The organism is Halomonas sp. SSL-5 (genome assembly GCF_030708455.1).
GTDB lineage: Bacteria > Pseudomonadota > Gammaproteobacteria > Pseudomonadales > Halomonadaceae > Halomonas.
The window spans coordinates 163,979-180,694 of record NZ_JAUYWF010000009.1 but is presented as its reverse complement, the minus strand read 5'-3'; the positions used below and the strand labels follow the sequence as shown (position 1 = coordinate 180,694).

Annotated in this window: 16 protein-coding genes and 1 tRNA gene; 16 read left to right on the top strand and 1 reads right to left on the bottom strand. The window is 67.2% G+C overall.

Annotation, left to right across the window (positions count from 1 at the left end; genetic code table 11):
* Positions 1–8: 8 nt before the first annotated feature.
* The 15 genes from RAN53_RS12330 to RAN53_RS12260 all read left to right on the top strand — a co-directional run bounded on the left by RAN53_RS12330 (position 9) and on the right by RAN53_RS12260 (position 15,411).
* Complete coding sequence (locus tag RAN53_RS12330) at positions 9–911, top strand: Mu-like prophage major head subunit gpT family protein (protein ID WP_305797107.1); 903 nt, start codon at positions 9–11, stop codon at positions 909–911.
* 77 nt (positions 912–988) lie between these two features.
* Positions 989–1,429: a hypothetical protein gene (locus RAN53_RS12325; protein ID WP_305797106.1), complete on the top strand. Its 441-nt coding sequence runs from the start codon at positions 989–991 to the stop codon at positions 1,427–1,429.
* A 119-nt stretch (positions 1,430–1,548) separates the two neighbouring features.
* A complete protein-coding gene (locus RAN53_RS12320) occupies positions 1,549–1,956 on the top strand; it encodes a gp436 family protein (RefSeq protein ID WP_305797105.1) in 408 nt (135 codons plus the stop codon).
* Positions 1,956–2,432 carry a hypothetical protein gene (locus tag RAN53_RS12315; protein WP_305797104.1) on the top strand — a complete coding sequence of 159 codons (477 nt, stop codon included), beginning with the start codon at positions 1,956–1,958 and terminating at the stop codon, positions 2,430–2,432. The genes RAN53_RS12320 and RAN53_RS12315 overlap by 1 nt, the downstream gene beginning before the upstream one ends.
* Before the next feature lie 31 nt (positions 2,433–2,463).
* Positions 2,464–2,664 carry a hypothetical protein gene (locus RAN53_RS12310; RefSeq protein WP_305797103.1) on the top strand — a complete coding sequence of 67 codons (201 nt, stop codon included), beginning with the start codon at positions 2,464–2,466 and terminating at the stop codon, positions 2,662–2,664.
* A gap of 3 nt (positions 2,665–2,667) precedes the next feature.
* Positions 2,668–3,438: a hypothetical protein gene (locus RAN53_RS12305; protein ID WP_305797102.1), complete on the top strand. Its 771-nt coding sequence runs from the start codon at positions 2,668–2,670 to the stop codon at positions 3,436–3,438.
* Positions 3,439–3,453: 15 nt separating this feature from the next.
* Positions 3,454–3,948 carry a DUF6631 family protein gene (locus RAN53_RS12300; RefSeq protein ID WP_305797101.1) on the top strand — a complete coding sequence of 165 codons (495 nt, stop codon included), beginning with the start codon at positions 3,454–3,456 and terminating at the stop codon, positions 3,946–3,948.
* Positions 3,949–4,107: 159 nt separating this feature from the next.
* A complete protein-coding gene (locus RAN53_RS12295; RefSeq protein WP_305797100.1) occupies positions 4,108–6,438 on the top strand; it encodes a tape measure protein in 2,331 nt (776 codons plus the stop codon).
* Between the two features lie 9 nt (positions 6,439–6,447).
* A complete protein-coding gene (locus RAN53_RS12290; protein WP_305797099.1) occupies positions 6,448–7,203 on the top strand; it encodes a hypothetical protein in 756 nt (251 codons plus the stop codon).
* A gap of 4 nt (positions 7,204–7,207) precedes the next feature.
* Positions 7,208–8,518, top strand: coding sequence for a hypothetical protein (locus RAN53_RS12285; RefSeq protein ID WP_305797098.1), 1,311 nt, complete (start codon positions 7,208–7,210; stop codon positions 8,516–8,518).
* Positions 8,519–8,520: 2 nt separating this feature from the next.
* Positions 8,521–9,351: a phage BR0599 family protein gene (locus RAN53_RS12280; RefSeq protein WP_161430259.1), complete on the top strand. Its 831-nt coding sequence runs from the start codon at positions 8,521–8,523 to the stop codon at positions 9,349–9,351.
* A 9-nt stretch (positions 9,352–9,360) separates the two neighbouring features.
* The gene (locus tag RAN53_RS12275) at positions 9,361–9,591 is read left to right on the top strand and encodes a hypothetical protein (RefSeq protein ID WP_305797097.1); all 231 of its coding nucleotides are present in this window, start codon (positions 9,361–9,363) and stop codon (positions 9,589–9,591) included.
* A 29-nt stretch (positions 9,592–9,620) separates the two neighbouring features.
* Positions 9,621–12,635: a phage tail protein gene (locus RAN53_RS12270; protein WP_305797096.1), complete on the top strand. Its 3,015-nt coding sequence runs from the start codon at positions 9,621–9,623 to the stop codon at positions 12,633–12,635.
* Positions 12,636–12,643: 8 nt separating this feature from the next.
* Positions 12,644–13,585, top strand: coding sequence for a LamG-like jellyroll fold domain-containing protein (locus tag RAN53_RS12265; protein ID WP_305797095.1), 942 nt, complete (start codon positions 12,644–12,646; stop codon positions 13,583–13,585).
* On the top strand, positions 13,582–15,411 hold the full coding sequence (locus RAN53_RS12260) for a LamG domain-containing protein (protein ID WP_305797094.1): 1,830 nt from the start codon (positions 13,582–13,584) through the stop codon (positions 15,409–15,411). The genes RAN53_RS12265 and RAN53_RS12260 overlap by 4 nt, the downstream gene beginning before the upstream one ends.
* Positions 15,412–15,654: 243 nt before the next feature.
* Here RAN53_RS12260 and RAN53_RS12255 read toward each other — a convergent pair.
* Positions 15,655–15,731 (bottom strand) — tRNA-Met (locus RAN53_RS12255).
* Positions 15,732–15,919: 188 nt separating this feature from the next.
* Here RAN53_RS12255 and phbB point away from each other — a divergent pair.
* Positions 15,920–16,666: an acetoacetyl-CoA reductase gene (phbB, locus tag RAN53_RS12250; protein ID WP_305797093.1), complete on the top strand. Its 747-nt coding sequence runs from the start codon at positions 15,920–15,922 to the stop codon at positions 16,664–16,666.
* The last annotated feature ends 50 nt before the right edge of the window (positions 16,667–16,716 follow it).

Below are 16,716 nucleotides of genomic sequence, written 5' to 3'. Positions count from 1 at the left end.
CTCGAACCATGAACCTCACCAACGCCAACTTGCAGGTCCTGTTCCAGGCCTACAAGACCAACTTCCAGCAGGGCTTCACCTCGCTGGGCGAGCAGGCCGCGCTCTACGAGCTGTTCTGCACCGTGGTGCCTTCCAGCACCGCCGTGGAGGTCTACCCCTGGCTCAAGAGCCTGCCGCGCATGCGTGAGTGGCTCGGGGACCGGGTCATCCACGGCCTGGAAGGCGCGGACTTCTCGATCCGCAACCGCAAGTTCGAGCTCTCCACCGGCGTGCCCCGCGACAACATCGAAGACGACACCTACGGGCTGTTCGGCCCGGTGTTCGAGGAGTACGGCCGCAGCTCCCGCGAGCATCCCAACGAGCTCGCCGTGGAAGTCCTGGAGGCCAACCCCGAGTGCTTCGACGGCCAGCCGCTGTTCGACACCGACCACCCGGTGCTCGACGAGGGCGGCCAGGAGATCTCGGTCTCCAACGACATGGGCGGCAGCGGTGATGCCTGGTACGTGATGGACCTCACCCGCGTGATCAAGCCGATGGTGTTCCAGCGCCGTCGTGACTACGACTTCCGCGCCATCACCAACCTCAACGACCACCAGGTGTTCATGACCGACAACTTCGTCATGGGCGTGGATGCCCGGGTCAACGCCGGCCCCGGCCTGTGGATGCTGGCAGTACGCTCCAACCAGACCTTCAACGCCGACAACTACAAGGCCGCCCGCGCCGCCCTGCAGAAGATGAAGGGTGACTACGGCCGCCCGCTGGGGCTGCGCCACAGCCACACCATGGTGCCGACCAGCATGGAAGGCGAGGCTCGCAAGGTGCTGCAGAACCAGCTGACCACCGGTGGCGAGACCAACGAGTGGGCCAACACCTCGCAGCTGATCCTCAACCCGTGGTTGGCCAGCGCCTGACGCCGCGCTGAGGTGACCTGAGCCGGCGCCGCCGCCCCGAGCGGGCGGCGGCCCGTCCAGACCGACAGGAGAGCCCCATGACCACCCGCAAGCGCAACACCAAGGCGACCGAGGCCAAGCCCGCCGAGGCCAAGGCCGCCGAGCCGACCCCGAACCCCCAGGCCGCGCCCGCCCAGGGCGAGGCCACTCCGAATACGGATGCAGCCACCGCCAAGGATGGCCCTACTCAGGACGCCCAGCAGGATACCCCGCCCGCCGCCGGCAAGGAGGCAACCGGCACCAAGGATGGCGCCACCGAGCCCAAGGCGGGCAAGGGCGAGATCCCGGCGCTGTTCGTGCGCACCAAGCGGCGCTTCAAGAGCCGCCGCCGCGCCGGCCATCGCTTCGATCGCAACCGCCACGGCATCGCCCTGGAGGCGCTCTCCGCCGAGGAGATCGCCGCGCTCAAGGCCGACCCCGCCCTGGAGGTGCAGGAGTGCACCTTTCCGGCGGAGCCGGACGAGCCCGAGACCACCTGACCACCGGCCACCGCCGCAGGAGGTGATCCATCTCCAGGCCGGGCTCTGGAAACCCGGCAGCCGCCGACCCGCCGCGAGGCGATCAGGCGGCCTTCCATCCACCCAGCAGGTAGCGCGCCATGTCCTACATCACCCTTCAGGATCTGACCCGGCGCTTCGGCGAGAGCGAGATCCTCGCCCTGGCCGATGACGGCACCGGACAGGTCGACCAGGAGGAGATCGATCGCGCCATCGAGGACGCCGGCGGCGAGATCGACGGCTACGTGGCGGGCGGCGGCTACACCGTGCCGCTCGACCCGGTGCCGAAGATCGTCGCCAGCTACGCCTGCGACATCGCCCGCTACCGCCTGTATGACGACGCCGCCACCGAGCAGGTGACCAAGCGCTACGAGGATGCCATCCGCTTCCTGCGCATGGTCGCCAAGAGCGAGGTGCTGCTCGGCATCGGCACCGAGGACGGCGGCGAGACCGCCGGCAGCGTGGAGTTCCAGACGGGCAAGCGGGTGATGCCCGGAGGGGGCTTCTGATGAGCCAGGCGCTGCACCATGACGACTACCTGGTGGCCGAGGGGTTGATCCTCGACCGCCTCGAGGCGGAGCTTGCCGATCTGGGCGGCCTCAAGGTGCTCTCCGCGGCGGATCTCGGCGGCGTGACCGAGGGCGCGCAGCACACCCCGGCACTGCACGTCGTCTATATGGGCGACGCGGTGCCGAGCGGCGAGCAGGTCGATGAGGGCAACTACCACGTGATCCGGCAGCGCTGGATGGTGGTGGTGGCCGTGCGCAACGCCCGCCACCAGCGCACCGGCCAGGCGGCCCGCGAAGCCGCTGGGCCGATCATGTCGCGCACCCTTCAGGCGCTCTCCGGCTGGCGGCCGGGGCAGGGCCTGAGCCCGCTGGTGCGCATCAGCGCCCCGGCGCCGGCCTTCACCCCCGGCGGCTTCGGCTACTTCCCCCTGCAGTTCGAGACCGTGCTGATGACCCGCGCGGCATCAATCGATTGACCGCCGCGCCCACCCCCAGGAGATCGACACCGTGAACGCCAAGACCAAACCCCAGCCCGCCCCGCGCCAGGAAGTGACCCTGGCCAAGCCCATCATCCAGGGCGGCAAGCGCTACACCCCCGAGGGCAAGGAGAAGCCCCGCCTGACCCCGCGCCAGATCGAGCGCCTGACGGCATCCGGCCATATCGCCGACAAGGGCGCCGGTGCCAAAGCCAACGCGAAGGAGGCCTAACCCATGGCTCGCAATCTCAATGTCGTGGTGCCCGCCGGCAAGGTGTACTTCAACCCGCGCCGCGACGATGGCAGCTACGAGGGCTACCGCTACCTGGCGGAGACCCCGGCCTTCACCATCACCGCCCAGGGCGAGACCCTGCCGGTGGACGGCTCCGATGGCCCCACCGCGGAGCGCCTTTTCGACGTGCCGATCCGCGTGAACCGCTCCGGGCGGACCACCCTGCGCGACATGAACGCCGAGAACTACGCGCTGTTCCTGATGGGCGAGGCCAGCGAGGTAACCCAGACCGATACCCCGGTGGTCGACGAGGCCCACGATGTGATGCCCGGGCGCTTCTACCAGATGGGGGCGAGTGCCGCCAACCCCGGCGGGGTGCGCAACGTCTCGGCGGTGGATGTCACCGACGTGACCGACACCACCACCTATGTGGCCGGCACGGACTACGTGGTGCACGCCGAGATCGGCATGCTCGAGATCCTCGAGGATGGCGACATCGCCGAGGAGACCATCCACGTCGGCTACACCCCGGCGGCCGAGACCCGCGACCGCGTGACCACCAACCAGCTCGGTGCCCGCCGTGGCGAGGTCAAGTTCGTGGCCAACAACACCGAGGGCCAGAACCGCGACATCTACATCCCCGAGGCGCGTCTCAGCCCGGATGGCGAGCTGCCGATGAAGAGCCGCGAGAACCCCCAGGAGATGCCGCTGATCGTCGCCGTGCAGACCCGCGACGGCTACGCCCAGCTCTACGTCGACGGCCGCGCGGCCTGATAGGAGCCCGACCCCATGAGCGAGCAACAAGCGCCGGCCGCCGACGTGGCGGCCAGCGACGTCGAAACCCTGTTCCCCGACGAAGCCGTAACCATCGAGGGCGAAGAGATCCTGGTCCGCGAGTTCCGCTACCTGGAGGGGCTGCGCGCCATCACCCTGGCACGCCCGCTGTTCGCGGACCTGGCCAAGATCCTCGAGGGCGGCGAGATCGACGCCCTGGCCCTGGACGGGCTGATCGCCGAGCACCACGAGGCGTGGATCCAGCTGATGGCGATCAGCACCGGCGAGCCCGCCGCGTGGATCGAGGGCCTGCGCGACCGCGATGGCCAGGCGCTCAGCATGACCTTCTGGCGGGTCAACTCGGGTTTTTTCATGCGCAGGCTGGTGTTCGGCGGGGCGCTGGCCAGGGCGATGCGCCAGATGGTGAGCCCGTCCCCCTCGGCGAGCTCTTCGACGCCCTCGTCGCCGGCGGCTACGGACGCGACCCCGGCGAGCTCGCCCGGCGACTGACCTGGCGGCAGATCCAGCGCTACTACGCGCTGACCCGCCGCCGCCGTGACGAGCACCGCGCGGATCTCATCGAGGCGGCCGCCGTCGCCTGGGGCGGCAAGCCCAACCAGGAGATCCAGAAGCTGCGCAACCGGCGCCTGACCTAGGAGCAAGAGCCTGATGGCCGATCGTAACCTCGAACTCGCCCTGCGCATGCGCGCCGACCTGCAGCAGGCCCGCCGCCAGCTGCAGCAGGTGGAGCAGGAGCTGGGTGACGTGGCGCGCGGTGGCGGCAAGGCCGGCCAGGGCATGCGCCGCTATACCCAGGAGACCGACAAGGCCGAGCGCAGCTCGCGGCGACTCTCCGGCACCGTGGGTCAGGTGCGCAACCTGCTGGCCACCCTGGGGGCCGGCCTCGCCCTGCGCCAGATGGTCCGTTACACCGACACCATGACCGGCCTGGAGAGCCAGCTGCGCCTGGTCACCGGCAGTCAGGACGAGTTCAACCAGACGTTCGCCGATCTCTACCAGCTCGCCAACAGCACTCGCCAGGGCCTCGAGCCCACGGTCAACCTCTATGCCCGTATGGCCCGCGCGACCGAGGAGCTGAATCTCTCGAATGAAGAACTGCTGACCCTCACCAAGGCGATCAACCAGTCCTATATCGTCTCGGGCGCCAGCGCCCAGGAGGCCGCGGCCTCCACTCTGCAGCTGAGCCAGGCCATGGCCAGTGGCGTGCTGCGCGGTGAGGAGCTCAACTCGGTGCTGGAAAACAGCCCGCGCCTGGCGCGTGCCATCGCCGACGCACTGGGTGTCACCATCGGGCGGCTGCGCGAGATGGGCCAGAACGGCGAGCTCACCGCCGAGCAAATCAGCCGCGCCTTGCTCGAGTCCGCCGACAGTATTGACCGCGAATTCCAAACCATGGAGCGCACCGTCGGCCAGGCTCTCCAGCAGCTGCGCAACGACCTGCTGGTCACCTTCGGCGGCAGCGAGGTGACCGGCTTCACCGATGCCATAGACGATCTGCGCGCGGTAGTCACCGACCCCGGCTTTCAGCAGTCTATGGTTACCCTAGGAACCGCCGTGGCCGACCTCGTCGCCGCCATGGCTCAGGGCATCAGCACCGGCACCAACTTCGCCGCCTGGGCAGGCGAAGAGCTTGCGGCTCTCACCCAGGGCGTCGCCGGCGATGACATTATCCGACTCGAACAGCGGGCCGATGAGATCCGCGGCATGCTCGACACGCCAAGCCGTTCTCTCGCCGGCCAGGGCGATCGACTGCGCTTCTTCGGCCCGACCGGCGTGGTGGAGTACTGGGACGACGAGGAGCTCAAGAGTGAGCTGGCGCGACTCGAAGGCCAGATCGAGTCTTACTACGCAAACCGGCCCCCCATCACCATCGACATCACCGAAGGGCAGCGCGGCGAAGAAGACCAACCCGAAAGCCCCCGCGCCTCTTCCTCCGGTGGCAGCAGCAGCGGCCTCAGCGCCGCGGCCCGCGAGTATCAGGCCGCCCTGCAGGCACTCCAGCAGCTCGACCAGGGCCTCCAGCAGCAGATCGCCACCTTCGGCGAGAGCGAAGCCGCCGCCCTGGAGTATCGCCTCACCCTCGGCGACCTGGCCGACGACGTCGCCCGCCTGGGCGCCGAGGGCCAGGCGCTGGCCGCCAGCATCGTCGAGCAGGCCCGCGAGATCGAACGCCTGACCGAGGCCGAGGAGCGCCGCGCCGAGGCCGAGCGGGAGCGCCAGCAGGCCCAGCAGCAGGCCGAGCAGGCCCTCCAGCAGATCCTCGACCAGGCTGACCCCGCCCGAGCCCTGGAGCGCCAGCTGGAGCTGATCGAGGAGCTCAAGACCCAGTTCCCCGAATACGCCGCGGCCCTCGACCAGGCCGCCGCCCAGGTCAGCCAGCGCATCGACGAGATCAACCAGGGCCTACTCAGTGCCCGCAATATCAACGCCGAGTTCGCCTATGGCGCCACCGATGCGCTGACTTCCTTTGCCGAGGACATCGCCAATGGCCGTAACGCTATCGACTCCCTGGCTGACGCCTTCCGCCAATTCGCCGCCGACTTTCTGCTCCAGATCGCCCGGATGATCATGCAGCAGGCCATTTTCAATGCCCTTCAGACGATGGGTGGCGGTGGTGGAGGGATAGGGGGCGCCATTGCCAGCCTGTTCCACGGCGGCGGCGTGGTCGGCCAGGGTGGCACCACTCGCGACCTATTTGGCACCGCGCCCCGCTACCACACCGGCGGCGTCGCCGGCCTGGCCCCCGACGAGGTGCCCGCCATCCTGCGCCGCGGCGAGGAGGTGCTCACCGCCGCCGATCCCCGCCATCGCAACAACGAGGGCGGCACCGGCCAGCAGTCGGTCAGCGTCAAGAACGTCAACGTCTTCGACAGTGCCGAGGTGCTCAACCAGGCCATGTCCGATACCGCCGGCCAGAAAGTCATCCTCAACTACATCAAGGCCAACCGCAGCGCCGTGCGCAGCGCGCTGGGCAGCTAGGGAGCCGTCATGCGATTCGCCGTGATCAACAACTTCGAGGTCCAGCTCGCCGCGCCGCTGACCGCGGGCGCGACCACCATGGACATCACCGAGGGCGGCGAGCGCTTCGCCTCGGCGACGCTCGAGCGCCAGTACCCGCTGGTGGTCTGCGAGCGCGACATCCGCGGCCGCGACCTGCGCCGCGAGATCCTCTACGTCACCGGGCGGGCCGCTAACACCTTGACCATTGTGCGCAGCCGCGAGGCCACCGCCGCCGATGCCTGGCCCGCCGGCTCGCCGGTGGAGTCACGCTTCACCGCGGCGATTCTCGATGCCGTGGCGGCTAGTGACGCCCTGGATGCCCACGAAGCGGCGAGCGACCCGCATCCGCAATACGAGCAGAAAGCCCCCGGCAGCCTCGACGCCCTGCGTCCGGTGGTGCTGCGCTCCGCCGAGTTGGATCTCACCACCGCCGGTGCCGCCGTCACGGTGGCGATCCCCGCCGGCTATCGGCTGTTCCTCGATGCCATCGACCTGGTGGTGACCGCCAGCGACGGGGCGGGTGGGGTGCCAGAAGTACAGGCCGGGCCGGACGATCAAACACCGGCCGCTTATCTGGCCAGCACCGCCGTGACCGTTGCGGCTCTCAACGCCCGCCAGAGCGAAGCCCCGCTGGTCGCCGATGGACTGACGGCCGTGCGGGTGGCCACCACCGTGGCCGGTAGCGGCACGGCCTACTCCATTCGCGCACTGCTCTACGGCTACCTGTTGGCCGAGGGAGCCTAATCGCATGAGCGCCATCTGGCCCGTCAACACCAAACCCGTCGCCTGGGGTACCTCGCGGGTCACCGAAGGCCCAGTGGTGCCGCCCGAGGGCGAGCGCCGCGCCTGGCCCTTCGTCATCGCCTGGCCGCCCAGCGGGCAGAACGTGCAGGAGCGCTACCGCTACCTCACCGAGATCCAGGTCTCGCGCTCCGGGCGTGAGTATCGAGCCGCCCGCCGGGCCAGCCCGCGCCATGCCCTGGAATTCTCTGCAGTGCTCTTCGAGGGCAGGCTGCGCGACTGGCAGGCCCTCGTTCACCGTGCCCTGGTCCAGCCCCTGGTGCTCCCCCAGCACCACACGCGCCTGCCGCTGCCCGCCGATATGCCCGCCGGCACCGGTGTGCTTTATCTGGCCGAGCCGCCCGAGTGGCTATTGCCCGGCCTGGACGTGATCCTCGGCGACGGCCCGCAGCGCGAGGCGCTCACCGTCATCGCCGTGGAGGGCAACCTGACCTTCTTCGCCGCCGGGCCCGTGCAGACCTGGCCAGCCGGCACGCCGCTCTATGCCGGGCTGGTCGGCGTGCTCGAGCAGGCCCACCAGGCGGATCTGGTCACCGCCGAAGTGGCCACCCTGGAGATCGCTTTTCAGGTGCGCCCGCTCTCCGAACCGACGCCCGCACCCGGCGAGCCCGAGCGCACCTTCAATGGCCGCGAGGTGTTCCTGATGCGCCCCAACTGGGTGCAGCCGGTGAGTCAGTCCTGGGGGCGCCCGGTAGACGAGCTCGACTACGGCACCGGCCCGACCACGCGCTATTCCCCGGTGCCATTCGCCGCCGACACCCTGCAGGCCACTTACGTGGGTGCTACTCGCGACCAGGTGCAGGCCATCGTCGACCTCTTCCACCGCATGCGCGGACGCCAGGGCGAGTTCTACGCCCCCAGCTGGCTGCCAGATCTCCCCCTGCGCGAGGGCCTGACCGCCGGCGCCACCACCCTACGGGTGCAGGGCCAGCAGCTCGCCGAGGCATACGCCGCCAGCCTGACCCATCGCGCCGTGTTCGTGCGCATCGCCGGGGGTGAGCTGCTGCTGCGTCAGGTGGAAAGCATCGCCCTGGTCGACGACACCCAGGGGCGGGATTCGCTGATCACCCTGGATGCCCCCTGGGCCGAGAGCGTGCTCGAGAGCCAGATCGTGATGGCCGGCTGGCTGCTGCTGCGCCGCTTCGCCTCTGACGACCTCACCATCGAGTGGCGCACCTCGGCGGTGGCCACCATGCAGTTCGGCATGCTCACCCTCGAGGCGTTGCCCCCGGAAGCGTTAGACACGGGAGGGCTCTAACGATGTTCGAGACCTTCTTCACCAGCCGGGCCGGGTCGCGGCCGATCTACCTCTACGACCTCACCTTCGGCGAGGGGGACGCTGGCAAGCTGCGCCTGACTAGCGCCGAACGGCCGATCTATGCCTTGGGCGGACGCTTCGATCCTGCCCAGATCAAGCACGGCGAGATCGAGAGTTCCGGCACCCTGGACAACGCCACCCTCGAGGTGAAGACGCCGCGCACCAACCCGCTGGTCGAGATTTTCCGGGTCTACCCGCCGGAGCGGGTGGTCAACCTGGTGATCTACCGTGGCGAGTTGGACGACCCGGACGCCGAGTTCAAGGCGGTGTGGTCGGGCCGGGTGCTGAACTTCGGCCTTCAGGGGCTGGAGGCGACCTTCTCCTGCGAGCCGATCGCCACGGCGATCCGCCGGCCGGGGCTGCGCCGCACCTACCAGTACGGCTGCCCCCATGCGCTCTATGGCCCCCAGTGCCGAGCCGACAAGACGGCCGCCAGTTCGCCGGGGCAGGTGACCTCGATCAGCGGCTCGGTGGTCACCCTGGCCAGCGGCTGGAACGCCCAGCACGCCGCCAAGTACACCAACGGCATGCTGGAGTGGGCCGGCGAAGGCGGCACCACTCGCCGTACCATCCTGCAGGTGCTGGCCGGTGATCAACTCCTGCTGGCCGGGGTGATCCACGACCTGGCCCCGGGCGATGCGGTCACCGCGGTACTGGGCTGCAACCACCAGATGAGCGACTGCAAGGACCTGCACGACAACATCCTCAACTACGGCGGCCAGCCGTGGATCACTAAGATCAACCCGCTCGGCCAGCGCACCGTCTTCTACTAGGAGGTCATCATGTTCTCGTTTCTCGTGGCCATCGGTATATCGATCCTGCTCGCCGTGGTGGCGTTCATGCTCATGCCCAGGCCCAAGAACAACGTGCCGGATATGTCCCGCGACCTGGAGATGCCCACCGCCGAGGCGGGGCGCCCGATCCCAGTGGTATTCGGGGAAGGGACGATCAAGTCGCCGAATACCCTGTGGTACGGCGACAAGGATCAGGAAACCGTCGAGATTTCGGCGTAACCCCCAGGTAACGGAACCAGGAAACGCGCATGGGCCTGTTCGGCGGTGGCGGCGAAGCCAAGATGAAGGTCACCAAGTATTACCTCTCCATCCACATGGGGGTGTGCCAGGGGCCGGTCGACGCCGTGAAGCGGGTCTGGGTTGGCGAGAAGCTGGCCTGGCGCGGGGTCTGGACGCGCAGCGGCACCACCGCTCTGCTGCGCGATGGCCTTTTCGGCGGGCTCAAGAAGGAAGGCGGGGTGGCCGGCAGCATCGACGTGTTGATCGGCAACCGCGAGCAGCTACCGTCACCCATGCTGATCAAGAAGCTGCGCCGCGACGCCGGCAACGTGCCGGCCTTCCGGGGTATCACCTCGCTGCTGTTCTATGGCGGCGGCGAGGTGTGGCCCGACATGACCAACCTCAAGCCGGACGACACGGACACCGGGGGACTGTTCGGCGGGGTACGCGGCGTCTTCTCGATCTTCGCCTTCTTCTCGAAAAAGAGCTTCTACTGGGGCACCCAGCCCTACATCAAGCCCGTGTGGGTGACCGTACAGCGCATCCCGGCCCGCCAGCTCCGGCCAGACACCGCGCCGATCCCACGGGGCGTCAGCGAGCCCCTGGCGCTCTATTTGGCCATCGACATCTCCAACTCCATGGCGGAGATCACCAGCAACGGCAAGACCCGCCTGGAGAACATGAAGACCGCTCTGGAACAGGCACTGCTGCCGCTCACCGCCTACACAACTGCCACCAGCCTGGACATCCGCGTGGTGGCCTTCGCCAAGTCCTCGGTGAGCATCCAGCGCGACAACGTCAACGGCCAGGACGTGCGCGACATCATCGACTGGATCAAGGCCCGCGATCAGTCCGATGTGGCCAACGGCAACACCGACTTCGAGCTGGCCGTCTCCTCGGCCCCGGCTTTCTTCGATGGCCGTCCCAACAAGGAGCGGGTGCTGGCGTTCATCACCGACGGGGAGCCCTACATCTCGGGCCAGCCACTCCCCACCGAGCAGAACGCCATCGACGCCGGCAACGTCATCGACAGTGTCTCCATGCTCTCCTCCTACGGCTTCAACATCGACCTGGAGGACACCCAGTACACCGCCTACGTCGACAACACCCCGGGCGACGGGGTGCCGGTAGTGCCGGGCGGCGACCCCTCGGTGCTCGCCAACTCGCTGGGCTATGTGTTCTCGCCGGTGGCCGACGCCAACCCGGCGCATATCGTTTATGAGTGCCTGACCGACACCGACTGGGGCATGGGCGCCGACCCGGCGAGCCTTGACACCGCTAGCTTCGAGGCCGCCTCCCAGGTGCTCTACGCCGAGCAGTTCGGCGTGTTCATGACCTGGATGCAACAATCCAGCATCGAGGACTTCATCGGCGACGTGCTGGACCACATCAAGGGCGCCCTCTACCCCCACCCCCGCACCGGCAAGATCACCCTGCGCCTGTTGCGCGACGATCTCGACCACGACACCCTCAAGGAGATCACCCCCGACAACGCGGTGCTGGGCAACTTCAGCCGCAAGGGCTGGGGCGAGACCACCAACGAGATTGTGGTGACCTGGACCAACCCCGACACCGAGAAGGGTGAGACGGTGCGCGCCCAGGACCTCGCCAACCTGGCGCAGCAGGGCCAGCTCGTCTCCGGCAGCAAGAACTACTACGGCGTACGCACCCCGCAACTTGCGCTGCGCCTGGCCGAGCGTGACCTCCGCGAAGCCTCGGCGCCGCTGGCCTCCTGTGAGGTTGAAGTGGGCCCCGAGTTCTGGGACACGGTGCCGTTCGACGGCGTCAAGGTCACCTGGCCCGAGTTCGGGCTGGACGGCCTGGTGATGCGGGTGATGAAGGTCAACTACGGCGATAGTGCCAGCCGCAAGATTCGCCTCTCCCTGGTGGAGGACCTGTTCGCCCTGCCGCTGGCCAGCTATGTGCCGCCGCAGCAGGGTGAGTGGGAGGACCCCACGGCGCCGCCGGCCCCCGTATCGCACGCCTGGATGATGTCGTTCCCGCTCTACTTCGTCGATCTGGTGGGGGGTACGGTGAACGACCTGACTCACCCGGAGACCGGGGTGGTGGTGCTGGCGGCCAACCCGACTACCGACGAGAGCGCCACCTTCGACGTGCTGTGGAAGGGCACCACGGCCTCCGGCGATACCGCCTGGGAGTGGGTGCAGACCGACCGCCCCTTCCTGGGCCGGGCGACCCTGACCGTGGAGCTGCCGGCGGCGGTGACCAGCCCCGACGTGGGGCTGGAGGACCTCACCGGCTGGTGGGTACACCGTGACGACATCGTGCTGATCGGTGACAGCAGCCTGGCCCCCCACGAACTGGAGATGGCGTTGGTCACCGCCGTCGACGAGGAGACCGGGGCACCCACGTTGCTGCGCGGCGTGCTGGATACCGCACCGCGCACCTGGCCCGCCGGCACCCCGGTGTGGCTCACCACTCGGGAGATGTGGCGCCCACTGCCCAAGGACCTCAACGACGGCGACGCCTTCACCCTCAAGCTGCTGGTCACCACCGGCGAAGGGCAGCTCGACGAGAGCCTGGCCCCGGAGATCGCCGGCACGGGGGCAGCGCGCGCCTCGCTACCCTACCGGCCCGCCGACCTGCGCGCCCAGGGCTTCCTGTGGCCCGCCGAGGACTACTACCCGGACTACCCGGTCGGTGTCGAGTGGCTGGAGCGCAACCGCCTCACCGAGACCGGTGCCATGCTCGCTTGGGACGCCGCCGGTGCGACCCCGGAGAGCGGCACCGACTACCGCGTCACCGCCGAGGCCATCGACGAGACCGGCGCGGTGGCCGGGGTGATCGAGGAGGTAGTCACCGGGGGGCTCACCAGCTACACGCTGGATGACGCCACCGTGGGCGAGACCTGGGCCGGCTACCCCTTCATCCGTGTTTCGGTCGCCGCCGTGCGCGACGGGCTGACGAGCTGGCAGGCCGGGCAGGTGACCTTCCGCGGGCCGTTCCGTGAGCCGGAGGACGTGGGCATCGTCTACTTCCCGCCGGTTGGTCCCGAGATCATCGAAACCACTTTGACCCCATGAGGTGACACATGACGGTTCGTTTGCGCTGGACAGACGGCAACCCCGCGGAAACGGGGCACCGTATCTACCGCGACGGGGCGGCCATCGACCCCGAGGCGCTGCCTACGCCCCTGGCCGACATCGGCCCCGACATCGAGCAGTACACCGACGATACGGCGGTGGGTGGGCAGACGCACCACTACCGCGTCAGCGCCTATGTGGGGTCCGTGGAGAAGGTAGGTGCCGAGCTGGTGGTCGACGCGAATGGCCCCCTCGACCCCGTGGTGGGCAACGTCAATTTCTACTACAAGATGGACACCCTCGTCGGCGGCGAGGTGGTCGACGCGGCGGGCAAGCACAATGCCCTGATCCGCAACGGGGCCACGCAGATTGCGGTCGGGACCGGCTACGCGATGCAGTTCGACGGTAGCAACGACTACTTGGCGATTCGGGGGCTCTACCGGCCCGCCGACGCCACTTACCCGGAGTTCTCCGGGGGATGCTGGTTCAAGACATCCTCGGCAGACCGGCAAGTGCTGACCTCGTTCGACCGCTCCGAGTTCTACCGTCTACAGGTCTGCTACGGAGACGGGACGAGCTACGGAGACGGGACGGGCCTGCTCGGCATCAGCGTGACGGTCGACACCGGGAAGGTGCTTGACGTTGGCGGTATCACCCGTGTGGACGACGATCAGTGGCACCTGGCAGTGTTCACCTATGACCACGGGGCGCTGACCCTTTACCTGGACGGACGCATCGAGGAGCAGGCGACCTACGGCACCACCCTCGGACCTTCGCGGGCGGGGGTGGATCGCTATGGCTTCGTCGCCGTGGGGTCTGAGGCGAACAACGAGGACGGAGCGAAGAGCACCTTCTGGTTCAAAGGGGCGATGACCAAGGTATTTGAGATGGAGCGCGTCATGACGGAAGACGAAGTGGTGCGCATGTACCGCCTGGGGGTGGACGGATGAAGGCTATTCTAAAGTGGCTCAAGGTCAACCCGGTCGAGGACGAGGTGCGGGTCTACCGTGACACCCAGCCCTTCGACGAGAACAATCTGCCTGCAATACTCGCGACCCTGACGGCGGGGACGACCGAGTACGAGGACGCCACGGTAGTCGACAAGACGCGCTACCACTACCGGGTCGCCACGGTGATCCGCGGGGTGGAGCACCTGGGGGCGGAGAGGATCGTGGCGGTGGACAGCGACCTGGAGGTGCCCTACGGCATCTGGGTATCGGCCGTGGCCGACGCGTCGGGGTCGACCGCCGAGGTGGAGCGCCCCTTCTACGCCCGCTATGACCGCATGGCAACCACGAACTTCCAGTGGGACCGGCTGTTCGGCCTGACCGATGGGTTCGCCGTGAGTCAGTACAGCGCCACCGGCAACCCCGACACCGGCACCTTCGGCGGCACCATCAACCGCTTCTCGCCTTTCTACACCTTCTGGATCGAGGCCCAGTGCCGAAGCGATTACAATGGCTTCGCCAACTTCGACCTGGAGTTCAAGGACGCGACCGATACTGTGGTGGCGGCGCTGCGCTGCCGGCGCGACGTCAGCTACGGCGTCTCCCTGTGGTACGGCCCTGACCTGGCCAACCTGACGAGGGCACCTCGCACAAGCACCACATACACCGAAGTTGCAGGGCACCTGCGCTTCGACGCCGGGGGCTTCACCTACACCATGGACCCCGCGCTGCCGCTGCGCAGCGATCAACAGGTGACGAGCTTCCGTTACGACGTGGACCTCACGACCGTGACGAAGGTCGCCGTGAGCAACGCCCGTGCCCAGCACAATGCCAGCAATTCTGTCGTCTTCGTCCTGCTCCAGCTTGTCGACCAACGGCTGTTCGATGGCTTCACCGTCTCCGCTGATAGTGGCGCCGGCGAGTCGACGCTGACCTGGCAAGAAGCGGCGCCGGATTCCGTCGACGAAGTGCGTATCTACCGCGATACGGGGCTGCTGGACCCGCAGAACCTCCCGACACCCTTGGCCACCGTCAGCGGAGGTGTCGAAACCTATGTCGACACGGTACCGAGCACCAACGACGACTATTTCTACCTGATCGACGTGGTGGCGGCCGGCACGTCCCATCTGTCGGGGCAGTCGGTGGCGGTTTACAGTGATCTCAGCAATGGGCTGGTGGCTTGGTACACCATGGACAACATCTCCGGGTCGGTGCTGGTCGATGACTCGGGTAACGGGTATGACGGTGTCATGGCCGGCGTGTCTCAGGCGCCCAGCTTCCTCTCAGGCGGCGGTCAGGCCCTGGAGTTCGTTCCGTCCTCGGTAAGTCATGTCGACATCACGCCCGCCGTCCCCACGGGGACGACCTACACCGTGGCCGTGTGGCTGAAGCCGGACATCGTCGGGGGCTCCAACGACTGGTGGGTGGCTTCGAACAGGAGCGGCAGTGACCCAACCCCGAGTGGCTCCTGGCAACTGATTTACTACCCCCAGACGGCCAACGACATCATGTTCCAAATCTTCTCCGGGGGCAGCGTCGGCAGCCGTTTGAGGTCCTACTATGCTCCGCAGGTAGGGGTGGCGGTCCACGCCGTCGTGACCTACGACGGCACTATCGCCCGCTTCTATATCAACGGAGCCGAGACCGGGCAGCTTGCTATCTCCGTGCCTGGGAGTACCGCAACCCATACCCGCATCGGTGCCATGGGGTGGGTCGATCCGGTCAATTCAAACAGCGGGCTTTTCGACGGGCTTATGGACGATCTGCGCTTCTACAACCGCGCCCTGACGGCGACCGAGGTGCAGGCGCTGTACAACCTCAACGCCTAAAAACCGGCTGCACCCAGTCCCCGCCCCTGCTAGGCTCGCTATGCCAATCATTCCGCTAAATCTTCGTCCTCTACCGCCGCTAGGCTATGCCAATTCCGCCGCTAGGCTATGCCAATTCCGCCGCGCGGTTACACGATGTTGGGTAGCGGGGGCCGCTGGTTCTGAAACGAGAGGGAACCGATGGCCTTCGGGTCATGGGCACGAAAAAAGCCGACTCCCGGAGGAATCGGCTTATTCGATATTTGGTAGCGGGGACCGGATTTGAACCGATGACCTTCGGGTTATGAGCCCGACGAGCTACCAGACTGCTCCACCCCGCATCAACGTGAGGCGTATTCTACACGGGATTCACCTTTAGTCAAGCATCGTCCTCAAACGCTCGTCCCTCTCGCCCTCCTTGGGCCATACTGTTCCCGGCTTGTCATCAAGATGACAGCTTGACCAAGAACAATGTGCAGTCCGGCCGGGGTGGCCGGTGTACAGTGTCATCATCATCAGGGAGGTATACATGGCCAATTCATCACGCGTCGCTTGGGTCACCGGTGGTACCGGCGGCATCGGTAGTGCGATCTGCCGTTCACTGGCCGCCGAGGGCTACAAGGTAGTGGCCGGTTATCACAATCCGGAGAAGGCCAAGGCCTGGCTCGAGGAGCAGAAGGCCGCCGGCTTCGACAATATCGACATCGCCGGGATCGACCTGGTTGATTACGACGCCTGCGTGAAGGGCGTCAAGGAGATCGAGGAGAAGCACGGGCCGGTCGCCGTGCTGGTCAACTGTGCCGGTATCACCCGTGATGGCACCATGAAGAAGATGAGCCCCGAGCAGTGGCACGAGGTCATCGATACCAACCTGAACAGTGTCTTCAACACCTGCCGCAGCGTGATCGAGAGCATGCTTGACCAGCAGTATGGCCGGGTCATCAACATCTCGTCGATCAATGGCCGCAAGGGGCAGTTCGGGCAGGTGAACTACGCTGCCGCCAAGGCGGGGATGCACGGCCTGACCATGTCCCTGGCTCAGGAAACCGCCACCAAGGGCATTACCGTTAACACCGTGTCGCCGGGCTATATCGCCACCGACATGATCATGAACATTCCCGAGAAGGTGCGCGAGTCGATCCGTGAAACCATTCCGGTGAAGCGCTACGGCAAGCCCGAGGAGATCGGCCGCCTGGTGGCCTACCTGGCCGACGAGGAGTCTGGCTTCATCACCGGTGCCAACATCGATATCAACGGCGGCCAGTTCATGGGCTGACGCGGTTGGCTTCCCGCCTCGGGGCGGGACAGCGTCATGCAGGAGCGCGG

Coding starts and splice junctions, on each gene's coding strand:
- RAN53_RS12330 (WP_305797107.1), top strand. CDS start 9: ATGAACCTCACCAACGCCAACTTGCAGGTCCTGTTCCAGGCCTACAAG.
- RAN53_RS12325 (WP_305797106.1), top strand. CDS start 989: ATGACCACCCGCAAGCGCAACACCAAGGCGACCGAGGCCAAGCCCGCC.
- RAN53_RS12320 (WP_305797105.1), top strand. CDS start 1,549: ATGTCCTACATCACCCTTCAGGATCTGACCCGGCGCTTCGGCGAGAGC.
- RAN53_RS12315 (WP_305797104.1), top strand. CDS start 1,956: ATGAGCCAGGCGCTGCACCATGACGACTACCTGGTGGCCGAGGGGTTG.
- RAN53_RS12305 (WP_305797102.1), top strand. CDS start 2,668: ATGGCTCGCAATCTCAATGTCGTGGTGCCCGCCGGCAAGGTGTACTTC.
- RAN53_RS12300 (WP_305797101.1), top strand. CDS start 3,454: ATGAGCGAGCAACAAGCGCCGGCCGCCGACGTGGCGGCCAGCGACGTC.
- RAN53_RS12295 (WP_305797100.1), top strand. CDS start 4,108: ATGGCCGATCGTAACCTCGAACTCGCCCTGCGCATGCGCGCCGACCTG.
- RAN53_RS12290 (WP_305797099.1), top strand. CDS start 6,448: ATGCGATTCGCCGTGATCAACAACTTCGAGGTCCAGCTCGCCGCGCCG.
- RAN53_RS12285 (WP_305797098.1), top strand. CDS start 7,208: ATGAGCGCCATCTGGCCCGTCAACACCAAACCCGTCGCCTGGGGTACC.
- RAN53_RS12280 (WP_161430259.1), top strand. CDS start 8,521: ATGTTCGAGACCTTCTTCACCAGCCGGGCCGGGTCGCGGCCGATCTAC.
- RAN53_RS12275 (WP_305797097.1), top strand. CDS start 9,361: ATGTTCTCGTTTCTCGTGGCCATCGGTATATCGATCCTGCTCGCCGTG.
- RAN53_RS12270 (WP_305797096.1), top strand. CDS start 9,621: ATGGGCCTGTTCGGCGGTGGCGGCGAAGCCAAGATGAAGGTCACCAAG.
- RAN53_RS12265 (WP_305797095.1), top strand. CDS start 12,644: ATGACGGTTCGTTTGCGCTGGACAGACGGCAACCCCGCGGAAACGGGG.
- RAN53_RS12260 (WP_305797094.1), top strand. CDS start 13,582: ATGAAGGCTATTCTAAAGTGGCTCAAGGTCAACCCGGTCGAGGACGAG.
- phbB (WP_305797093.1), top strand. CDS start 15,920: ATGGCCAATTCATCACGCGTCGCTTGGGTCACCGGTGGTACCGGCGGC.